Below are 18,337 nucleotides of genomic sequence, written 5' to 3' on the forward strand. Positions count from 1 at the left end.
GTGATCGAATTCGACAGTATTGAACAGGCCATTGCAGATATTCGTGCAGGCCGTCCTGTCGTAGTTGTTGACGATGAGAACCGTGAAAATGAGGGCGATCTCATCTTCGCTGCAGAAAAAGCAACACCAGAGCTACTTGCGTTTATGATCCGCTACACCTCGGGCTATATCTGCGTCGGTATGGAGGGGGAATTATGCGACCGCCTCCATCTTCCGGCAATGGTGCTCCACAGTGAAGATCCTCGACACACTGCCTATACGATCACTGTTGACGCAGCACAGCACACGACCACAGGTATTTCTGCGACAGATCGTTCTCGCACTATAAAAACTCTGGCGGACCCCACCTCTGGACCAGCCAGTTTGAACCGCCCTGGACATGTCCTTCCCCTACGAGCCGTTCCTGGCGGTGTTCTTAAGCGAGCAGGACATACGGAAGCTTCTGTGGATCTAGCGCGACTAGCCGGATGTACACCAGCTGGGGCACTGTGCGAGATTGTGTCAGAAAATGATCCCACTACGATGGCTCATGCGGAGGAACTGCGGGACTGGTCACATAAGCATGGTCTCTCCATGATTTCCATTAAGGATCTCATTGAGTGGCGCCGTCAGCATGAGAAACTTGTTGAACGAGTAACTGATACTAATCTACCTACCGCTTATGGCAATTTCCGTATTGTTGGTTATCGTTCCCTTATTGATGGACAAGAGCACGTCGCAGTTGTGAAAGGTGACGTTGCTGCCAATGATGGACAAGACGTTTTAGTCAGAGTCCATTCCGAATGCCTTACTGGTGATGTTTTCGGTTCCCGCAGATGCGACTGTGGGCCGCAGCTCCACCGTTCTCTCCGCATGATCGATGACGAGGGGAGGGGCATTGTTCTCTATCTCCGTGGACATGAAGGACGCGGAATTGGTTTGTTGAATAAGCTTCGTGCCTACCATCTACAAGATGAGGGTGAAGACACCGTGGATGCAAACCTGAAGCTTGGTCTTCCCGCGGATGCGCGTGAGTATGCTTCTGCGGCACAGATTCTTTATGACCTGGGTGTACGGTCAATGCGTCTGCTAACGAATAATCCAGATAAGCAGGAGGGGCTGGAAGGCTACGGAGTAGAGATTGCGGAGCGTGCGCATTTACCGCTGGACGTTACCCCTGAAAACCTTACGTATTTGCGTACGAAGCGTGACCGTATGGGGCATGTGTTGGAAGACCTTGACGCTGTAGTAGGTAGTGCTACAAGTGATGTGCAAAGTTCCGCCTGGATTGAGCATGATCATACTCGTCATGTGTCGGGATGCACGCACGATCATGAGGAGCATTAATACCTTCGTAAGGACGTTAGCCACCATCACGGTAGGATGGTGACTGCGCATGTCCCACACATAACCCTAGTATCTCATTTAGGAGCAGACATGGCTGAAGCAGGCCGTCCTGGTATTTCCTCTATTGACGCCACTGGCATGCGAGTAGGCATCGTTGCTGCGCAGTGGAATGCCGAACTGTGCAATCAAATGTTGAGCCGTGCTTGCGCAGTTGCGGAGGAGGCCGGTGCTACTGTCGATGTCTCCCGAGTGGCCGGTTCTATTGAACTGCCTGTTATTGCCCAACAATTTGCCCGAACGCATGATGCTGTTGTGGCAATTGGAGTCGTCATTCGTGGTGATACTGCACATTTCGATTATGTGTGTCAGTCTGTCACCGATGGTCTTACACGGGTAGCTCTCGATGAAAGTACACCTGTCGGAAATGCTGTATTGACAGTGAACACCGTAGAGCAAGCCCATGCACGCGCAGGATATGCAGACTCTGTAGAGGATAAGGGAGGCGAAGCCACGTATGCTGCGCTAGAAGTTGCTTGCGAGCTTAAGCGTCTTCGCCGCATGGATTAAATCTGATGGGTTCACCAGCAGATTTTCGTCCCGCTCCGGGAACAATCCCTACTAAACCGGGAGTGTATCGTTTTCGGGATAGTTATGGTCGTGTCATCTATGTTGGTAAGGCAAAAAATCTCCGTAACCGACTGAACTCTTATTTTGTCTCTCCGGAGAATGTACGCTCGCTATCTCGTCGTATGCTGAACCAGGCAGCCAGTGTGGAGTGGACTGTTGTCGCTAATGAAGGTGAAGCACTCCAACTAGAGTGGACCTGGATCCAGCATTTTTCACCACGTTTCAACATTCAGTTCCGAGATGATAAATCCTATCCTCTTCTGGCGATTTCTACGGCAGAGACGTTCCCACGTGTATGGGTGTATCGCGGAGCACGGCGTAAAAACGTGGAATATTTTGGTCCTTATACAAAGGTCGGGGCATTGCGTGACACTCTCGACCAACTCACCAAAGTTTTTCCTGTCCGTACGTGCACTAAGGGTGTTTTTAATCGGCATACGGCACTTGGCAGACCCTGTCTTCTTGGCTACATCGGTAAATGCTGTGCGCCTTGTGTAGGGAAAATAGAACCAGATGAGTATCATGCACTCATTACTCAGCTGGAACGCTTCTTAAGCGGACAGGATAAGGACATTGTCCGTACATTAACAGCGGAGATGAATGCGGCGTCTGCCGAACTCGATTTTGAAAAAGCAGCGCGTCTACGAGACCACATTGCGGCTTTACAAGCGGTATTGGAAAAACAGACTGTTGTCCTACAGGAAACTATGGATGCGGATGTTATTGGCATCGCCACTGATGAGATTGAAGCTTCTGTGCAGCTCTTCCGGTTTCGGCATGGTCGTATTGTGGGGCAGCAAGGATGGGTCATTTCTAAAACGGGTGATGCGGATTTAGGAGAGTGGGAAAAGGGAACACCGGATCCTGCTGTGCCTTTTATTGCGGAGAGTTTTCTTTCCCAGTTTTATAACACGCACACCGATGACATTCCACGGCTTATTCTTGTTCCAGAAATTCCCACCCAGTGCGAGGAAATTTCAGCGCAATTAGATGCACTCCGCCATGCCCATGTAGAGATTCGTCAACCGCAACGGGGTGATTTGGTTCGTATTCTCGACACAGTCACGGATAATGCCGCAGAAGCGTTGCGGCAACATAAATTGAAGAGAGCTTCTGATCTTACGTCACGGTCACGTGCATTAGAGGAATTACAGACATATTTAGGCCTAGAAAATCCACCACTACGTATTGAATGTACTGATATTAGCCATATTCAAGGGACAGATGTAGTGGCCTCATTAGTTGTTTTCGAGGATGGTTTGCCGCGTAAATCAGATTATCGGACTTATCTTATTAAAGATGCTGCAGGAGATGGGAAATCAAATGACGTAGGCTCTATCGCAGAAGTTACCCGTCGACGATTCCAGCATTATGCAGAAGATACTCGTACAGTTCCTGATGCCGAAGGGAATCTGGTGGTTTCTGAGCAGCATCGTTTTGCCTACCCCCCTCAGCTTTTCGTAGTGGACGGAGGTGCGCCGCAGGCCGCTGCAGCTGCTGCCGTATTAGAGGATCTCGGTATTACTGATATTCCAGTTGTGGGATTGGCAAAACGACTGGAGGAAGTATGGGTACCGGGCGAAGAAGAGCCGCTTATCCTGCCTCGTGATTCTGAAGCATTGTATTTGCTACAACGTGTTCGGGATGAGTCACATAGAAGGGCTATCGGTTTTCATAGGAAGCGTCGTTCCAAGAGCATGTTGGAATCTGAACTAGAAAATGTTGACGGCGTGGGTCCTTCACTACAGAAGGCTCTTATTAAGTACTTTGGATCATTAAAAAAATTGCGTGCTGCTTCCGTTGACGACATTGCACAGGTTCCTGGCTTTGGCCACTACCGTGCCCAAAAAGTTTATGCCGCTCTTCATCCATAAATCTGGCACACTAGAGAGGAGAATGGGCATAACAACTAATGCTCATATTGTAGATTCACGAGAGAGTGAGGCTCGTCCTGTGTCTACCGATCCACTTGAGATCGTCCTTATTACGGGTATGTCTGGTGCTGGCCGTGGCACTGCAGCACGGCTATTGGAAGAGTTCGGCTGGTATGTTGTCGATAATCTACCGCTGGAACTGATTGTTCGTACAGCAGAAATAACGCAGAATTCTAAGCGAGATATTCGCCGTCTCGCTATTGTTACTGATGTTCGCTCCCAAAATTTCTCTGGCTCACTGGATTTCGTTGTTCATGAGTTACGTGCGCGCGGGTGGTCTCCACGTGTATTATTCCTCGATGCCACAGACGAGGTTCTCATTCGCCGTTATAACCAGCTTCGTAAAACTCGTCCCTTGCAAGATAAACGCCCTTTGGAGGAGGGTATTAGGGATGAGCGGGAACTCCTTGCCGATCTTAAAAACCATGCTGATCTAGTTGTTGATACATCACGTCTGACCAGCACGAAATTGCGTGAACGTCTTTCTGAGTTTCGTGCGTCCGGTGATAAGGGGCTAGATATTATTGTTGAATCCTTCGGGTTCAAATATGGTGTTCCATTGGATGCTGATTTCGTTGTTGACATGCGTTTTCTCCCCAATCCTTATTGGGTACCAACGCTGCGCCCCCATTCCGGTTTAGACTCCGGAGTATCTGAATATGTCCTCAACAATAAAGTGGCAGCAGAGTTTATTGATAACTTTGCTCGTATGATCGTTCTAGCCACTCCTGGTTATAGAGCAGAGGGGAAGGCCTATGTCCTTCTGGGAGTGGGATGTACAGGGGGAAAACATCGTTCTGTCGCTACTACGATGGAGCTCACTCGTCGTCTCGCAGAAGCGCTTCCAGATGCTAATGTGACGGCGGTGCATCGGGATTTAGGTCGCGAATAACCCAGGAATATAGGCCTGCGGTGGGAAGAAGAGGAAGGTAATTCTGTGTCATTGACGGCAGAGCTTAAGGAAGAACTAGCAAAAGTTGCTGTCCCTCGTCGAGATCCATTGATCGCCGAGATAGCAACGCTATTGCGTTTTGTCGGTAGTCTTCACCCTAATGGCACAAGAGTTGAATTAAAGGCTGAAGTTGATTCGGAGCCAATTGCTCGCAGAGTCGTAGCAGCGGTAGAGCATCTGTACCACCTTTCCATGGAACTCAATATCCTTGGTTCGGGTGAAAATAGTCCGCACCGCTATTTGCTGCAGCTTAATTCTCACGGTACTGATCTTGCTCGATTATTGGGTCTGATTGATCGTCGGGGAGTACCGGTTAGAGGTATTCCCGCAGCAGTAGTGGCGGGATCTGTGGAGGATTCAGCCGCCGCATGGAGGGGTGCTTTCCTCGCTCATGGATCTCTTACTGAACCTGGTAGGTCAAACTCATTAGAAATAACCTGTCCCTGTTCTGAGGCTGCGCTAGCGATGGTGGGAACAGCGCGGCGTCTTAATGTCACTGCCAAATCTCGCGAAGTACGGGGGAGTGACCGGGTTGTGATCAGAGATGCTGAGCAGATCGGTAAAATGCTTCGTACTATTGGCGCTCCTGAGACCTATAAAGTGTGGGAGGAGCAGCGTAAACGGCGTGAAGTCCGGGCTACTGCTAACCGTTTGGCCAATTTTGACGATGCTAATCTACGGCGATCAGCACGTGCGGCTGTGGCATCTGCTGCGCGTGTCGAAAGAGCCATAGAGATTTTGGGTGACGATATTCCCGAACATCTTTTGGCGGCTGGCCTATTGAGGCTTGAACACCGGCAGGCTTCTTTGGAGGAATTGGGCCGTCTAGCTAATCCTCCTATGACGAAAGATGCTGTGGCAGGACGTATTCGACGCTTACTTTCTCTCGCTGATCGGCGTGCAGAAGAATTAGGCGTGCCTGACACTGAAACCGCTGCAGCAGCATGTAATCCAGATATACTCAATATGTAATAGATTATGAGACAATATATTAAGATTATTTTCTTTATTCCTCATTCGTAATGAGGTAGAACAAAATGGTCAAATGCGTAGACACACCATCAATGTGACGCGAATGCTGTCAGATATTATGTGTGTTTTTAATCACATGGACTAGTTGGCGACCTGGGGATACCCCATTTTGAATGATCAAAATAGTGCGAATTACAGGTTTAGCCACTATTCTTGGACTTGCTGGTGATCGAGAAATATCACCCAAACAGAACATCTATTTAAGGAGCTTATTGTGACGGTGCGAGTAGGCATCAACGGCTTCGGCCGCATTGGCCGCAACTTCTTCCGCGCAGTGGAAGCACAGCGCGCCCAGGGTAACACCGAAATCGAGATCGTGGCCGTGAATGACCTCACCACCAACGAGGTCCTCGCTCATCTACTCAAGTACGACTCCATTCTGGGTCGCCTTGACAAGGAAGTTTCCCACGACGACGAGTACCTCTACGTCGGCGATGCGAAGATTCGTGCTCTCTCCATCAAGGAAGGCCCAGCTGCTCTTCCTTGGGGTGAGCTTGGCGTAGACGTTGTTGTTGAATCCACCGGTATCTTTACCGATGCCAACAAGGCTCGTGGCCACATTGAAGCTGGCGCCAAGAAGGTCGTCATTTCCGCTCCGGCCAAGAACGAAGATGCCACCATCGTTATGGGCGTTAACGACGAAGTATACGATGGTTCCCAGGACGTTATCTCCAACGCTTCCTGCACCACCAACTGCCTGGCTCCGGTTGCCAAGGTCCTCGATAAGGAATTCGGCATTGTCAAGGGTCTCATGACCACCGTCCACGCTTACACCCAGGATCAGAACCTCCAGGATGGCCCGCACAAGGATATGCGCCGTGCTCGCGCTGCCTGCCTGAACATGGTTCCCACCACCACTGGTGCAGCCCGCGCCGTGGCTCTCGTTCTTCCGCAGCTCAAGGGCCGTCTCGATGGCTTCGCCATTCGCGTTCCGCTGCCCACCGGTTCTATCACCGACCTCACCGCTGTTATGAGCCGCGAAGTTACCGTTGAAGAAATCAACGCTGCTATGAAGAAGGCTTCTGAGGGCGAACTTAAGGGCGTTCTAGGCTACACCGAGGCTCCCTACGTATCCACCGATATCCAGGGCGATCCTCACTCCTCCATCTTCGATGCTGGCTTGACCCGCGTTAACGGCGAGCTCATCAAGATCGGCGCTTGGTACGACAACGAGTGGGGCTACTCCAACCGCCTCGTCAACCTTGTCGACCTCGTTGCCTCCAAGCTCTAAACTAGTAAGAGCATAGGCCATCGAACTTACCCGCCGTGGTCGTAATTCGATGACGATGTAGACTCCGAGCCTGGCCTATCATTCGATAGGCCAGGCTCGTTGTTTACCTTGACCCTTGATAATGACAATCAAGGATAACAATCTCATTTCGTGTAGCACTCTCTACACACGTTCATTGGAGAATAAAGTTATGGCAGTCCAAACTTTGGACGATCTTCTGGCTGAAGGTGTTGCTGGTCGTACGGTTCTCGTCCGTTCTGACCTTAACGTTCCTCTCAAAGATGGTGTGATTACTGATCCAGGCCGTATCACAGCATCCCTTCCTACTCTTAAGGCTTTGCTCAAAGGTGGAGCTCGCGTCATTGTCTGTGCCCACCTTGGTCGTCCTAAAGGCGAAGCAAATCCTGCTTTCTCCCTTGCTCCAGTTGCTGAAGAACTCAGCAAACAGCTTGGCCAGTTCGTTCAGATTGCTGATGATGTCACGGGACCCGATGCTGTAGAACGCGCTCGTGGTCTTAACGATGGCGATATCCTACTGCTACAGAATGTTCGATACGACGCCCGCGAAACCTCTAAAGATGAAGCAGAGCGTCAGTCTCTTGCAAAAGAATATGCTGCTCTCACTGGTGACAACGGTGCTTTTGTGTCCGATGGCTTTGGCGTTGTCCACCGCAAGCAAGCCTCCGTTTACGATGTCGCTAAGCTCCTCCCTGCCTATGCTGGCAAACTCGTTGAGCATGAGGTGACCACCCTTTCTCAACTCGTTGAGAATCCTGCCCGTCCCTATGCTGTAGTGCTGGGTGGTTCCAAGGTCTCCGACAAGCTTGGCGTTATTGAGTCTCTCGCGCCTAAGGCGGACACCCTCGTTATTGGTGGCGGTATGTGCTTCACCTTCCTCAAGGCGCAGGGCTACGAAGTTGGTACTTCACTCCTTGAAGAAGACATGGTTGATACCTGCAAGGAGCTTCTTAAGAAGTACGGCGATGTTATCGCCCTTCCCGTTGATATTGTCGTTGCCGATAAGTTTGCGAAGGATGCCAACGCGAAGACTGTTGCCGCAAACGAAATTCCCGATGGTTGGATGGGTCTTGACGTAGGACCAAAGTCCGTTGAGAAATTTGCTGGACGTCTTGCTGAAGCAAAGGCCATCTTCTGGAATGGCCCGGCCGGCGTCTTCGAATTCGAAAAGTTCTCCGATGGTACTCGTGGCGTTGCTGAAGCTATTATCGCTGCTACTTCCCATGGCGCTTTCTCTGTTGTCGGTGGTGGAGATTCCGCTGCAGCAGTTCGTACCCTTGGTCTCAACGAAGATGGTTTCTCCCACATCTCTACCGGTGGTGGCGCTTCCCTCGAACTTCTTGAGGGTAAAGAACTTCCCGGTATTGCCGTTCTACAAAAGTAATGTCCTAGCCCTATCTAAGGAGAAAAACTATGGCTCGCAAGCCACTTATTGCTGGTAACTGGAAGATGAATCTCAACCATCTTGAGGCCATCGCACTAGTTCAGAAACTATCCTTCGCCCTTCCCGATAAGTACACCGAGAATGTCGATGTCGCTGTGATCCCTCCTTTCACCGATATCCGCTCTGTACAGAACGTTGTTGAAGGCGACAAACTCGCTCTTGCCTACGGTGCACAAGACATCTCCACTCATGAGTCCGGTGCCTACACGGGTGAAATCGCTCCCTCTATGCTGGAGAAACTCGGCTGCACCTATGTTGTTGTTGGCCACTCCGAGCGTCGCGAGTACCACTCTGAGAGCAACGAAGAAGTAGCTGCTAAGGCTAAGATTGCTATTGCTCATAATATGCAGCCCATCGTCTGCGTTGGTGAAGCTCTTGATATTCGTGAAAAGGGTACCCACGTTGACTTCGTCACTGCCCAGACCAAGGCTTCTCTTGCTGGTCTAAGCCGCGAAGAGCTTTCCAAGGTTGTTATTGCCTACGAGCCCATTTGGGCTATTGGTACCGGCAAGGTAGCTTCTGCTGCTGATGCTCAAGAGGTATGTGGTGCCATTCGTAAGACCATCGCTGAAATCTCTGATCAGGAACTTGCTGACTCCATGCGTATCCTTTACGGTGGATCCGTCAATGCCGGCAATGTTGCTGAGATCGTTGCTGAAGAGGACGTTGATGGCGGCCTCGTAGGCGGTGCTTCTTTGAAGGCTGACGAGTTCGCCAAACTTTGTGCGCTCGCCGCTAATTCCGCTGCGTAACGATAAATTCTATTACGCCTAAAAGTAAGAGGGGTGTGTATAAAATACACGCCCCTCTTACTCTGCCGCTTGTGCTCTATCTCCTATACTTTGTCGTCCATAATGCGTGCCGTCTTCGTGTCTCTACATGTTTAACGGTATACTAGCCAAGTCTGCATATAACTTACGAAGGACACCATGAAGATCTTCCTACTTGTACTCGCAATCGTGAGCAGCCTAGTTCTGATGCTGCTGGTACTTCTCCATCGCGGTAAAGGCGGCGGTTTATCGTCCCTCTTCGGTGGCGGTGTCCAATCTAGTCTTTCAGGCTCTAGCGTAGTAGAGAAGAACCTCGACCGACTTACAGTTATCTTCTCAATTATCTGGTTAATCTCCATTATTGCAATGGGTGTTGTACTCCGTTTGGGCGTATAGAGCTCTGTATAAAAGATCCCCATTCACTAAAGGGAAGGGTCTTTCTCCTACACAGTAGTAGTAGAGAAAGATCCTTCCCTTTGTCTGTTGCAGAAACGGTCTTAAGGAATAATCGCCTACATATCTTTCATACGCGATTCAACCGAAGCAACAAGGTTTTTCCACGATTCAATAAATGCGGCTACACCTTGTTTTTCAAGCATTTGAACAACGGCGTTAATGTCAACACCCTCATCCTTAATGGCCTGCCAAATGGCAGCGGCCTCCATACTCTTTCCGGTTAAAGTGTCGCCTTTAATATCACCATGGTCAGCAACGGCCTTGAGGGTACGTTGGGGGAGAGTATTAACGGTGTGTGGTCCTGCAAGTTCAACAACGTAGAGGGTGTCAGGATAGGCAGGATTCTTGACAGATGTTGATGCCCACAAGAGACGCTGCGGATGGCCTCCTAAGGCCGCTAACTCATCGAACTTTCCCCCTTGCTTATATGTTTGTACGAAAATATCGTAGGCAAGACGGCAATTAGTAATACCCGTTTTTCCTCGCAGAGATAAAGCTCTTTCCGTACCTATATCGGTGAGTTGTTTATCAACGACAGTATCAAGGCGAGAAACAAATATAGAAGCAACAGAAACAATTGTCGAAATATCGAGTCCATTGTTTTGGGCTTCTCTTAGCCCCTCTATATATGCATTAACAACAGCCTCATAGCATTCCACGGAGAAGATAAGCGTGGTGTTGACACTAATGCCTTCGCTAGTCAGTTGCTGTATGGCCGTAATACCTGCTGAAGTCGCAGGTACCTTAATAAGAAGGTTGGGGTGGCTGAGTCGCTCCCATAATGCACGTGCTTGTTTTACTGTGTTTGCAGTGTCATGGGCGAAGCCGGGCTCTACCTCGATAGAGACACGTCCGTCTATTCCTCCAGAGGACTCCCATATCGGAAGAAGCTTCTTACAGGCTTCGTCCACATCTTTACAGATAAGAGAAAACGTTGCTTCAGAAGCGCTCTCTCCAGCGGCAGCGCACTGCGCAATAGTGGCGTCATAGGTAGAGGACATGGTGATGGATTTTTCAAAAATGGAGGGGTTGGTGGTAATGCCCACCACTCCCATCTCGTTAATGAAAGTGTCAACAGCACCACTGTCCAATAAGTCAGTGGAAAGATCATCTAACCAGACGGACGTACCTATTTTTTTGAGGTCCGCAATATGAGGATTAATAGACATCGAAATGTCCTTCCTTAGGCAGCCTAGTGCACGGCAGCAAGAGACTTTTTCGCTGCTTCAACGACAGCATCAGCAGTGATACCGAAACGTTCAAACAATTCCTCAGCAGGAGCAGAAGCACCAAAATGTTCAAGTGACACAGCCTGACCAGCATCACCCAGTAGTTTCCACCAGGACAAAGCAAGACCTGCTTCAACAGAGACACGCGCTTTAATATCCCTTGGAACAACAGAATTCTGGTAATCGTCATCCTGCTGTTCAAACCAGTCAAGGCACGGCATAGACACTACGCGGGCTTTAATACCTTCATTCATGAGCATCTCTGCTGCCTTAACTGCCAGGTAAACTTCTGAACCCGTACCAATAAGGACTACATCGGGAGTACCTTCGCAATCCTGCAGAACATAACCGCCGCGACGCACTCCTTCCGCAGATTTTTCCTTTGTACCAGCTAAAACCGGGAGATTCTGACGGGAAAGCGCAAGTGCTTTCGGCCCTTGCTTATCTTGAACAACAGCCTTCCAGCAGGCAACAGTTTCATTAGCATCAGCGGGGCGGAAAACAGACACACCGGGGATGGAACGCAAACCGGTTATTTGCTCAACTGGCTGGTGTGTTGGCCCATCCTCGCCCAGTCCAATGGAATCGTGGGTTAGCACATAAATAACGTTGGTTCCCATCTGCGAACCGAGTCGAATAGCTGGACGCATGTACTCGGAGAAGATGAGGAATGTACCGCCGTAGGGGAGTGTTGGTCCATGGAGAGCAATGCCATTGAGAATTGCCCCCATAGCGTGTTCACGAATACCGAAGTGGAGATTACGACCGTAGGGATCAGTATTCCACGTCTCTGTGGTGATAGAGGCTGGACCAAAGGACTTCTCACCTTTAATGACGGTGTTGTTGGATCCGGCAAGGTCGCATGAGCCGCCCCATAGTTCGGGAAGTACTGCGGCTAAAGCATTAATAGCGCTTTCGGAGGCTTTACGCGTGGCGATGGAGTCTCCAGCATCCCACACTGGTAGGTCAACGTCCCATTTTTCGGGGAGTTGACCAGCAAAGAGACGATCAAAGAGATTCTTTTTCTCCGGATTATTTGCAGCCCATTGATCAAAGCTCTTCTGCCATTCAGCATGGGCTGCAGCACCACGCTCAATTGCTTTCCGCGTATGAGCGATAACATCATCTGCTACCGCAAAATCTTCATCGGGATTAAAACCGAGGATCTCTTTAGTAGCGCGAATTTCTTCTGTTCCCAACGCTGCACCATGGCAGGATCCAGTGTTTTGTTTATTCGGAGCGGGATAGCCAATAATAGTGCGCAACACAATAAGTGACGGTTTATCAGTGACCTTTTTAGCGACGTCAATGGCCTCTTCAATAGCAACGATATTTTCACCACCATCGACATGCTGGACATGCCATCCATAGGCTTCATAGCGTGCCGCTACATCTTCAGTGAAGGCAATATCGGTATTTTCTTCGATAGAGATGTTGTTGTCATCGTAGAAAACGATGAGGTTGCCCAATTGTTGGGTTCCGGCGAGGGAACTGGCTTCACCCGTAATACCCTCTTCGAAATCACCATCGGAGGCAATAACGTAGATGTAATGGTCAAAGGGGGACTGGCCGGCTGGTGCTGCCGCATCAAAAAGTCCGCGTTCTCGTCGTGCTGCCATCGCCATGCCAACGGAGGTTGCAAGACCTTGGCCAAGTGGACCCGTAGTCATTTCAACGCCAGCGGTGTGGCCGTATTCTGGATGGCCCGGGGTGAGTGATCCCCACGTCCGCAACTTCTTAATATCGTCAAGTTCAAGTTCGCAGCCACTGAAGTAAAGCTGTATGTATTGGGTTAGAGAAGAGTGCCCGCAGGAGAGAATAAAACGATCTCGTCCCACCCAGGTGGGATCCTTGGGATCAAGCCGCATAATTCGTTGGTACAGAGTATAGGCAAGAGGAGCAAGGCTCATTGCGGTACCGGGGTGTCCAGAACCACATTTCTGGACGGCATCCGCAGCCAGTAGACGAGCAGTATCGACGGCTTTACTATCGAGATCAGTCCAATCGCTAGGGTAGTGCGGTTCAACATATTTCATGAGTTCTGGACTCAATGGCATGGAGGGGCTCCTTGTTCAGCGGTCGCTCAGCAGTCTTCCTGTATAAGTGTATGCGGATAAGTGGAAATATCGGCACAGATTATCAGTCGCTAGACGGCTTTTCTCTATTCCTGCAACAAAAGAAAGTTTACCTTAGGAGAGATCCCCATATCGTAAAGCGTGGTCGCGCTTAAAAAGTGCACGCCAGGTAAAGATCCCTGCGACAACGAGAACAATGGTCTCGATAATAATGACGACGTTGAGGGAGAAGGGCATAGTTCCTCCCTGCGGCATAATCCAAATAGAGACGATTGCAGAGATAACGACCACAGGAACGCGGTAACGACGATCATTAATCCATGCCGAAAGCGCAATAATGCCCCATAGTAAATACCACGGATGCATCACCGGGAAGCACAGCACCATAACAAGCATAGACATGCCAAAGCCTCCCACTGGATGGAGTTCTCCTCGATACACCTTCCATAGTGCCCATAGGAGGAAAACCATTGATACAAGCAGGCCAGCAGCAATAAAGAAACTGTGAATTGCAACATAGTGGTTACCAAGACCCAGTAATTTTCCACAGGCAGCGGCTGCTTTAGCAATATCATTCGTTAGCGTTAATACTGTGGGATACTGCGCCGCGGCACCGGTGGATGAAATCCACGTCAATGTAGTGCCACTCAAGACAGTAGCAAGCACCACGGTAATCCCCATGATTACCACCATGATCACACCCATAATGGGTACTGACCACCAGCGATTCCACCAGCGACGTGCCGCTTCTACTCCGAGGAATCCGAGTGCCACCACAGCTGGCAATTTGATACTGGCTCCCCACGATATAAGACATGCTCCCACAATAAGAAGTACCCATGCTCGCACCGAATGCCGGGGGTAGCGGGTTCCCTCCAGGCCAACTGCTAACCCTGTCAGGGTAAGCGCTAACATAATGCCTTCATTGTGAATACCTGCCACAATATGGAAGAGCGTTAGGGGGTTAAGAATTCCCAGCCATAACGCTGTCGCTATGCGCATATTGCAGCGACGTGCTAACCAACGGACAACGTACGCCAGTACGACAAGACAGACAAGAGCGAGGAAACGGTAGCACACAATTGCTGCCACAATGTTGTCACCGGTCAATGCGGCGATCAGTCGAGCTAGACCGACGAAACCAGCCCCATATTGGGCAGGTGTATGACGCCACTCTAGGGGAACGTTCTCAACGAAAGCCCCTCCGTGGAGAAGATCTTGCGGTCCGCCGGAGTAAACATCTAACCCATGGTCAGCTGCGTAGCCAAAGGCAATGTAGGAATAAACATCCTTAGAAAACAGTGGGGCAGTGAAGAAAAGAGGAAGGACCCAGGCTGCTATAACTGTCCATGTTTGTCCCTCTGTCATTTGGGTCACTGCTGTTTCCCCGCGATTGTAGTGTCGCAGGGGGAGGGCATAGCGCATCATTGTTAGCCACGCTACAACTATCACGCTTGTACCAATAAGGCATAAACCAACAGATGAAAAAGGTGCACGCGACAGAAGATTAATAACGGGGACGGATGTAATGGGATTCTGCGTCATGACGGCGCCTCCGCCCCAACCGCCAATAGCGACAAGCAATGCTGCCACTGCGCCGATAAGACGTACGATGCGCCATCGCCGTGTGGATTCTTCCGATAGTGGAGCAACGACGCATTCTTCTCTGCGGAACATGCGAACAGCAGCACTAGCGGAACGCCTCTTAGAGGAATCTCCATGAGCTGCTGTTGTACGCGCAGAAAAAGAAGGTAATGCCACACAGTAAGCCTAGCGGATAGAACCACAAGAAGAAGTACTGAACGACGTTAGGCTAACCTTGCTAGACCTAGGGAATTATTTAAGCAACACTAGTGTTAGCAAAAATAGGAAGTACGATGAAAAGGCCGCGGAAAAGAGGTACTGATGCGTTATTCCAAGCGATCAGCACAACCATTGCCGCAGATGAATCGCAATACGGCTCTAACTACTCGGGAAGCAATCGCCCGACTCCTGTTACATGGCCCGTTAACTGCGTCGGCAATAGCGGAGGAGTTGTCGCTTACTATCCCCGCCGTACGCCGTCACCTCGACATTATGGTCGAAGAAGGCGTAGCAGTAGCCGTTGATCCCTCTCCTTATCAAGAACGTGGACGAGGCCGTCCTGCAAAGTTATTCCACCTCAGTGATGTGGGACGTTCTCATTTTGGCCATGCCTATGACGATCTTGCTGTCGATGCGCTCCGCATGGTGCGTAAATTGGGGGGAGAACGTGCACTTGTCGATTTCTCCCAGCAACATATGCATGATGTCGTAGCAGGTATTACGCCCCTCGATAGGGATGCTACTCGCGCAGATGTTCAAGAATGCGCTGAAAAAATTGCACAAGCTTTTAATAAATGCGGCTATGCCACGTCTGTAGAAAACGCGCGTGGCGGTATTCAGATTTGCCAGCACCATTGTCCGGTAGCGCATGTAGCCCACGATTTCCCGGCTCTATGCGCAGCAGAACATCATATTCTCTCTGAACTATTGAATACACCCATACAGCGGTTATCCACCATTGCATATGGTGCTCATACCTGCACCACAAACGTTACTGTTCCTCATAACTCCATCCAGAACCATGCGGAAAGAAGTGAAGCATGACGAAGACTTTTCCCTCTGATATCGATGACGTCATTGCTGAACGAGATAAAAATATTGACACTATAGGCCGCTACGATTACGGCTGGCACGACAAAGATACTTTTGGAGCTAGTGCCCATCGTGGGCTTTCTGAAGATGTTGTTCGCACAATTTCAGCATTAAAAAATGAGCCCGAATGGATGCTGGAGACGCGCCTTAAGGCACTGGAGATTTTTGCTGCGAAACCTCTCCCCACATGGGGTCCCGATCTTTCTGGACTCGACTTCGACTCATATAAATACTTCGTGCGCACTACTGAACAGCAGGCCTCCACGTGGGAAGACCTCCCAGAAGATATTCGCACAACGTATGACCGACTCGGTATACCTGACGCGGAAAAGAAACGCTTAGTGTCAGGCGTTGCCGCCCAGTACGAATCTGAAGTGGTCTACCACAAGATTCGTGACGATCTGGAGAAACAAGGCGTTATCTTTGTGGACACCGATACTGGCCTGCGTGACTATCCTGAGCTATTCCGCAAATACTTCGGAACAGTTATCCCTGCTGGAGATAATAAATTCTCTGCACTTAACACTGCTGTTTGGTCTGGCGGATCATTCGTGTACGTTCCTAAAGGCGTCCATGTAGAAATCCCTCTACAGGCCTACTTCCGTATTAATACCGAAAATATGGGCCAATTCGAACGCACCCTCATCATTGTTGATGAAGATGCGTACGTGCACTATGTGGAGGGCTGCACCGCACCTATCTACCAAACCGATTCTCTCCATTCTGGTGTTGTCGAAATCATTGTGGAAAAGAATGCCCGGTGCCGGTACACCACTATTCAGAACTGGTCGAATAACGTTTATAACCTGGTAACTCAGCGTGCTAAAGCAGCTGAAGGAGCCACCATGGAATGGGTGGATGGAAATATTGGTTCCAAAATCAATATGAAATATCCAGCCGTCTACATGATGGGACCACATGCACGCGGAGAGGTTCTCTCCGTCCAATTTGCGGGAGAAGGGCAGCACCAAGATACAGGCGCCAAGATGGTGCACATGGCTCCTCACACCTCATCCAACATTGTTTCTAAATCAGTTTCCCGTAGTGGTGGGCGTTCGGGATACCGCGGTTTAGTGTCCATCCATAAAGGTGCCTATGGGTCTGCCGCTTCGGTAAAGTGTGATGCTTTACTCGTTGACGATATATCCCGCACTGACACTTACCCCTACGCCGATATTCGTGAAGATGACGTCACTATGGGGCATGAGGCTACTGTCTCACAGGTTTCAGAAGAGCAATTGTTCTATCTCATGAGCCGTGGCCTTACCGAAGAAGAAGCTATGGCGATGGTAGTTCGCGGATTCATTGAACCCATCGCGAAAGAACTTCCCATGGAGTATGCGTTGGAGCTGAACCGCCTCATTGAGCTCCAGATGGAAGGAGCAGTTGGTTAATGAACTACACCAAGTACACCGAGCATAAAGCGGATCGCATTTTCTCCACTGCTATCGATGACTTCCCTAAACCCCACGGCAAACTGGAAGATTGGCGGTTCACTCCGACTCGTCGTTTTTCTCCACTCGCCGAGCTTCCTGAACAATCCCAACGCGCATTGTGGACGGTGGGCCTTACTACTGCTGGCGCAGCTACTCTCCGCCGTGTTGCACGGGAAGAATCAGCCGCGGGTAGCGTAGAGCTACCCTCTGATCGTCTTGCGGCAGTTGCCTGGAATGGCAGTCCCAGCGTTGATGTTGTACAGTTTGCTGCCACAGATACACCAGCTGATCCCACCGTCATCACTATTGGTACTGGCAAAAAGCCTTTTACTTTTGGACATCTTTTTGTGGATGTTCCTGCTCATACCACCGCAGAGCTTCTCATCTACCGATCTGGTGCAGGTGCACTAGCAGATAATATTGAATTTTCTATTGCAGACGATGCATCCCTCACCGTTGCTTTCGTCAACCTATGGGACGACGATGCCGTCGTCGCTTCTGCGGAGCACGCACATCTAGGGTGTAATGCCCACCTCCACCATGGTGTTATCACGTTAAGCGGGGGAGCTACCCGCATAACAACGTCTGTCACCTATGAAGGTCCTGGCGGAGATGCTGACATGAGCGGCGTCTTCTTCGGTGGAGCTGGACAGCACGTGGAAAATCGGCTGCTTATTGACCACAGTGTGGCGCAGTGTCGCTCGTATGTTCATTACAAGGGCGCATTGCTGGGCAACCCCGAGTCCAAGCTGGGGGAGGCGCACGGTGTATGGGTTGGTGATGTTCTTATCCGTCCCCAAGCGCATGGCACTGATACCTATGAAAGTAACCGCAACCTTCTTCTCAGCAAAGCTGCCCGTGCGGATTCTATCCCTAACCTAGAAATTGCCACAGGACAGATTATTGGTGCTGGGCATGCCTCTACTACTGGTCGTTTTGATGAAGAGCAACTCTTCTATCTGCAGTCTCGCGGTATTGATGAAATAACGGCACGGCAGCTCGTCGTACGCGGATTTTTCCATGACATTGTTCACAAACTCAATCTTCCCAGTCTCGAAGAAGAGCTAGATGCCGTTGTTGTCCGCCAGCTTGAACGCGCTGGTCTCTAAAGAAACTCGTTACTAACCCTGC

15 protein-coding genes are annotated in these 18,337 nt (G+C 50.1%); 12 read left to right on the plus strand and 3 right to left on the minus strand.

The annotated features are described in order from the left end of the window. The 9 genes from DI579_RS01940 (at nucleotide 1) to secG (ending at nucleotide 9,730) form a co-directional block, all read left to right on the plus strand. A complete protein-coding gene (locus DI579_RS01940) occupies nucleotides 1-1,326 on the plus strand; it encodes a bifunctional 3,4-dihydroxy-2-butanone-4-phosphate synthase/GTP cyclohydrolase II (RefSeq protein ID WP_290595269.1) in 1,326 nt (441 codons plus the stop codon). 90 nt (nucleotides 1,327-1,416) lie between these two features. Further along, a complete protein-coding gene (gene ribH / locus DI579_RS01945; RefSeq protein WP_290595268.1) occupies nucleotides 1,417-1,893 on the plus strand; it encodes a 6,7-dimethyl-8-ribityllumazine synthase in 477 nt (158 codons plus the stop codon). A 5-nt stretch (nucleotides 1,894-1,898) separates the two neighbouring features. Then, on the plus strand, nucleotides 1,899-3,827 hold the full coding sequence (uvrC, locus tag DI579_RS01950) for an excinuclease ABC subunit UvrC (RefSeq protein WP_290595267.1): 1,929 nt from the start codon (nucleotides 1,899-1,901) through the stop codon (nucleotides 3,825-3,827). Nucleotides 3,828-3,849: 22 nt separating this feature from the next. Continuing rightward, complete coding sequence (rapZ, locus tag DI579_RS01955) at nucleotides 3,850-4,779, plus strand: RNase adapter RapZ (protein ID WP_290595266.1); 930 nt, start codon at nucleotides 3,850-3,852, stop codon at nucleotides 4,777-4,779. A gap of 45 nt (nucleotides 4,780-4,824) precedes the next feature. Continuing rightward, nucleotides 4,825-5,811, plus strand: coding sequence for a DNA-binding protein WhiA (whiA, locus tag DI579_RS01960; RefSeq protein WP_290595265.1), 987 nt, complete (start codon nucleotides 4,825-4,827; stop codon nucleotides 5,809-5,811). A gap of 274 nt (nucleotides 5,812-6,085) precedes the next feature. Further along, nucleotides 6,086-7,102, plus strand: a complete 1,017-nt coding sequence (gap, locus tag DI579_RS01965) for a type I glyceraldehyde-3-phosphate dehydrogenase (RefSeq protein WP_290595264.1) — start codon at nucleotides 6,086-6,088, stop codon at nucleotides 7,100-7,102. Nucleotides 7,103-7,292: 190 nt separating this feature from the next. Beyond that, the gene (pgk, locus tag DI579_RS01970) at nucleotides 7,293-8,504 is read left to right on the plus strand and encodes a phosphoglycerate kinase (protein ID WP_303678599.1); all 1,212 of its coding nucleotides are present in this window, start codon (nucleotides 7,293-7,295) and stop codon (nucleotides 8,502-8,504) included. Nucleotides 8,505-8,533: 29 nt separating this feature from the next. Next, a complete protein-coding gene (gene tpiA, locus DI579_RS01975; protein ID WP_290595262.1) occupies nucleotides 8,534-9,316 on the plus strand; it encodes a triose-phosphate isomerase in 783 nt (260 codons plus the stop codon). Nucleotides 9,317-9,493: 177 nt separating this feature from the next. Continuing rightward, the gene (secG, locus tag DI579_RS01980) at nucleotides 9,494-9,730 is read left to right on the plus strand and encodes a preprotein translocase subunit SecG (RefSeq protein ID WP_290595261.1); all 237 of its coding nucleotides are present in this window, start codon (nucleotides 9,494-9,496) and stop codon (nucleotides 9,728-9,730) included. 116 nt (nucleotides 9,731-9,846) lie between these two features. Here secG and tal read toward each other — a convergent pair whose 3' ends face one another. The 3 genes from tal to mptB all read right to left on the minus strand — a co-directional run bounded on the left by tal (nucleotide 9,847) and on the right by mptB (nucleotide 14,855). Continuing rightward, nucleotides 9,847-10,959 (minus strand): transaldolase, encoded by a 1,113-nt coding sequence (gene tal / locus DI579_RS01985; protein WP_303678600.1) that lies wholly within the window; start codon nucleotides 10,957-10,959, stop codon nucleotides 9,847-9,849. A 23-nt stretch (nucleotides 10,960-10,982) separates the two neighbouring features. Beyond that, nucleotides 10,983-13,076, minus strand: a complete 2,094-nt coding sequence (gene tkt / locus DI579_RS01990) for a transketolase (protein ID WP_290595259.1) — start codon at nucleotides 13,074-13,076, stop codon at nucleotides 10,983-10,985. A gap of 132 nt (nucleotides 13,077-13,208) precedes the next feature. Then, on the minus strand, nucleotides 13,209-14,855 hold the full coding sequence (gene mptB / locus DI579_RS01995; RefSeq protein ID WP_290595258.1) for a polyprenol phosphomannose-dependent alpha 1,6 mannosyltransferase MptB: 1,647 nt from the start codon (nucleotides 14,853-14,855) through the stop codon (nucleotides 13,209-13,211). A 144-nt stretch (nucleotides 14,856-14,999) separates the two neighbouring features. Here mptB and DI579_RS02000 point away from each other — a divergent pair, with 144 nt between their 5' ends. Genes DI579_RS02000 through DI579_RS02010 form a run of 3 tightly spaced genes read left to right on the plus strand, consistent with a single transcriptional unit; the run spans nucleotide 15,000 to nucleotide 18,315 of the window. Next, nucleotides 15,000-15,722 (plus strand): metalloregulator ArsR/SmtB family transcription factor, encoded by a 723-nt coding sequence (locus DI579_RS02000; RefSeq protein ID WP_303678601.1) that lies wholly within the window; start codon nucleotides 15,000-15,002, stop codon nucleotides 15,720-15,722. Beyond that, on the plus strand, nucleotides 15,719-17,164 hold the full coding sequence (sufB, locus tag DI579_RS02005) for a Fe-S cluster assembly protein SufB (RefSeq protein WP_303678602.1): 1,446 nt from the start codon (nucleotides 15,719-15,721) through the stop codon (nucleotides 17,162-17,164). Before DI579_RS02000 ends, sufB begins: the two co-directional genes overlap by 4 nt. Beyond that, a complete protein-coding gene (locus DI579_RS02010; protein WP_303678603.1) occupies nucleotides 17,164-18,315 on the plus strand; it encodes a SufD family Fe-S cluster assembly protein in 1,152 nt (383 codons plus the stop codon). Before sufB ends, DI579_RS02010 begins: the two co-directional genes overlap by 1 nt. Nucleotides 18,316-18,337: the final 22 nt, after the last annotated feature.

The sequence above is a fragment of the Lawsonella clevelandensis genome, from assembly GCF_003241315.1.
Classification (GTDB): domain Bacteria; phylum Actinomycetota; class Actinomycetes; order Mycobacteriales; family Mycobacteriaceae; genus Lawsonella; species Lawsonella clevelandensis_A.

Coding starts and splice junctions, on each gene's coding strand:
- uvrC (WP_290595267.1), top strand. CDS start 1,899: ATGGGTTCACCAGCAGATTTTCGTCCCGCTCCGGGAACAATCCCTACT.
- DI579_RS02010 (WP_303678603.1), top strand. CDS start 17,164: ATGAACTACACCAAGTACACCGAGCATAAAGCGGATCGCATTTTCTCC.
- sufB (WP_303678602.1), top strand. CDS start 15,719: ATGACGAAGACTTTTCCCTCTGATATCGATGACGTCATTGCTGAACGA.
- tpiA (WP_290595262.1), top strand. CDS start 8,534: ATGGCTCGCAAGCCACTTATTGCTGGTAACTGGAAGATGAATCTCAAC.
- tal (WP_303678600.1), bottom strand. CDS start 10,959: ATGTCTATTAATCCTCATATTGCGGACCTCAAAAAAATAGGTACGTCC.
- tkt (WP_290595259.1), bottom strand. CDS start 13,076: ATGCCATTGAGTCCAGAACTCATGAAATATGTTGAACCGCACTACCCT.
- secG (WP_290595261.1), top strand. CDS start 9,494: ATGAAGATCTTCCTACTTGTACTCGCAATCGTGAGCAGCCTAGTTCTG.
- ribH (WP_290595268.1), top strand. CDS start 1,417: ATGGCTGAAGCAGGCCGTCCTGGTATTTCCTCTATTGACGCCACTGGC.
- rapZ (WP_290595266.1), top strand. CDS start 3,850: ATGGGCATAACAACTAATGCTCATATTGTAGATTCACGAGAGAGTGAG.
- pgk (WP_303678599.1), top strand. CDS start 7,293: ATGGCAGTCCAAACTTTGGACGATCTTCTGGCTGAAGGTGTTGCTGGT.
- DI579_RS02000 (WP_303678601.1), top strand. CDS start 15,000: ATGCGTTATTCCAAGCGATCAGCACAACCATTGCCGCAGATGAATCGC.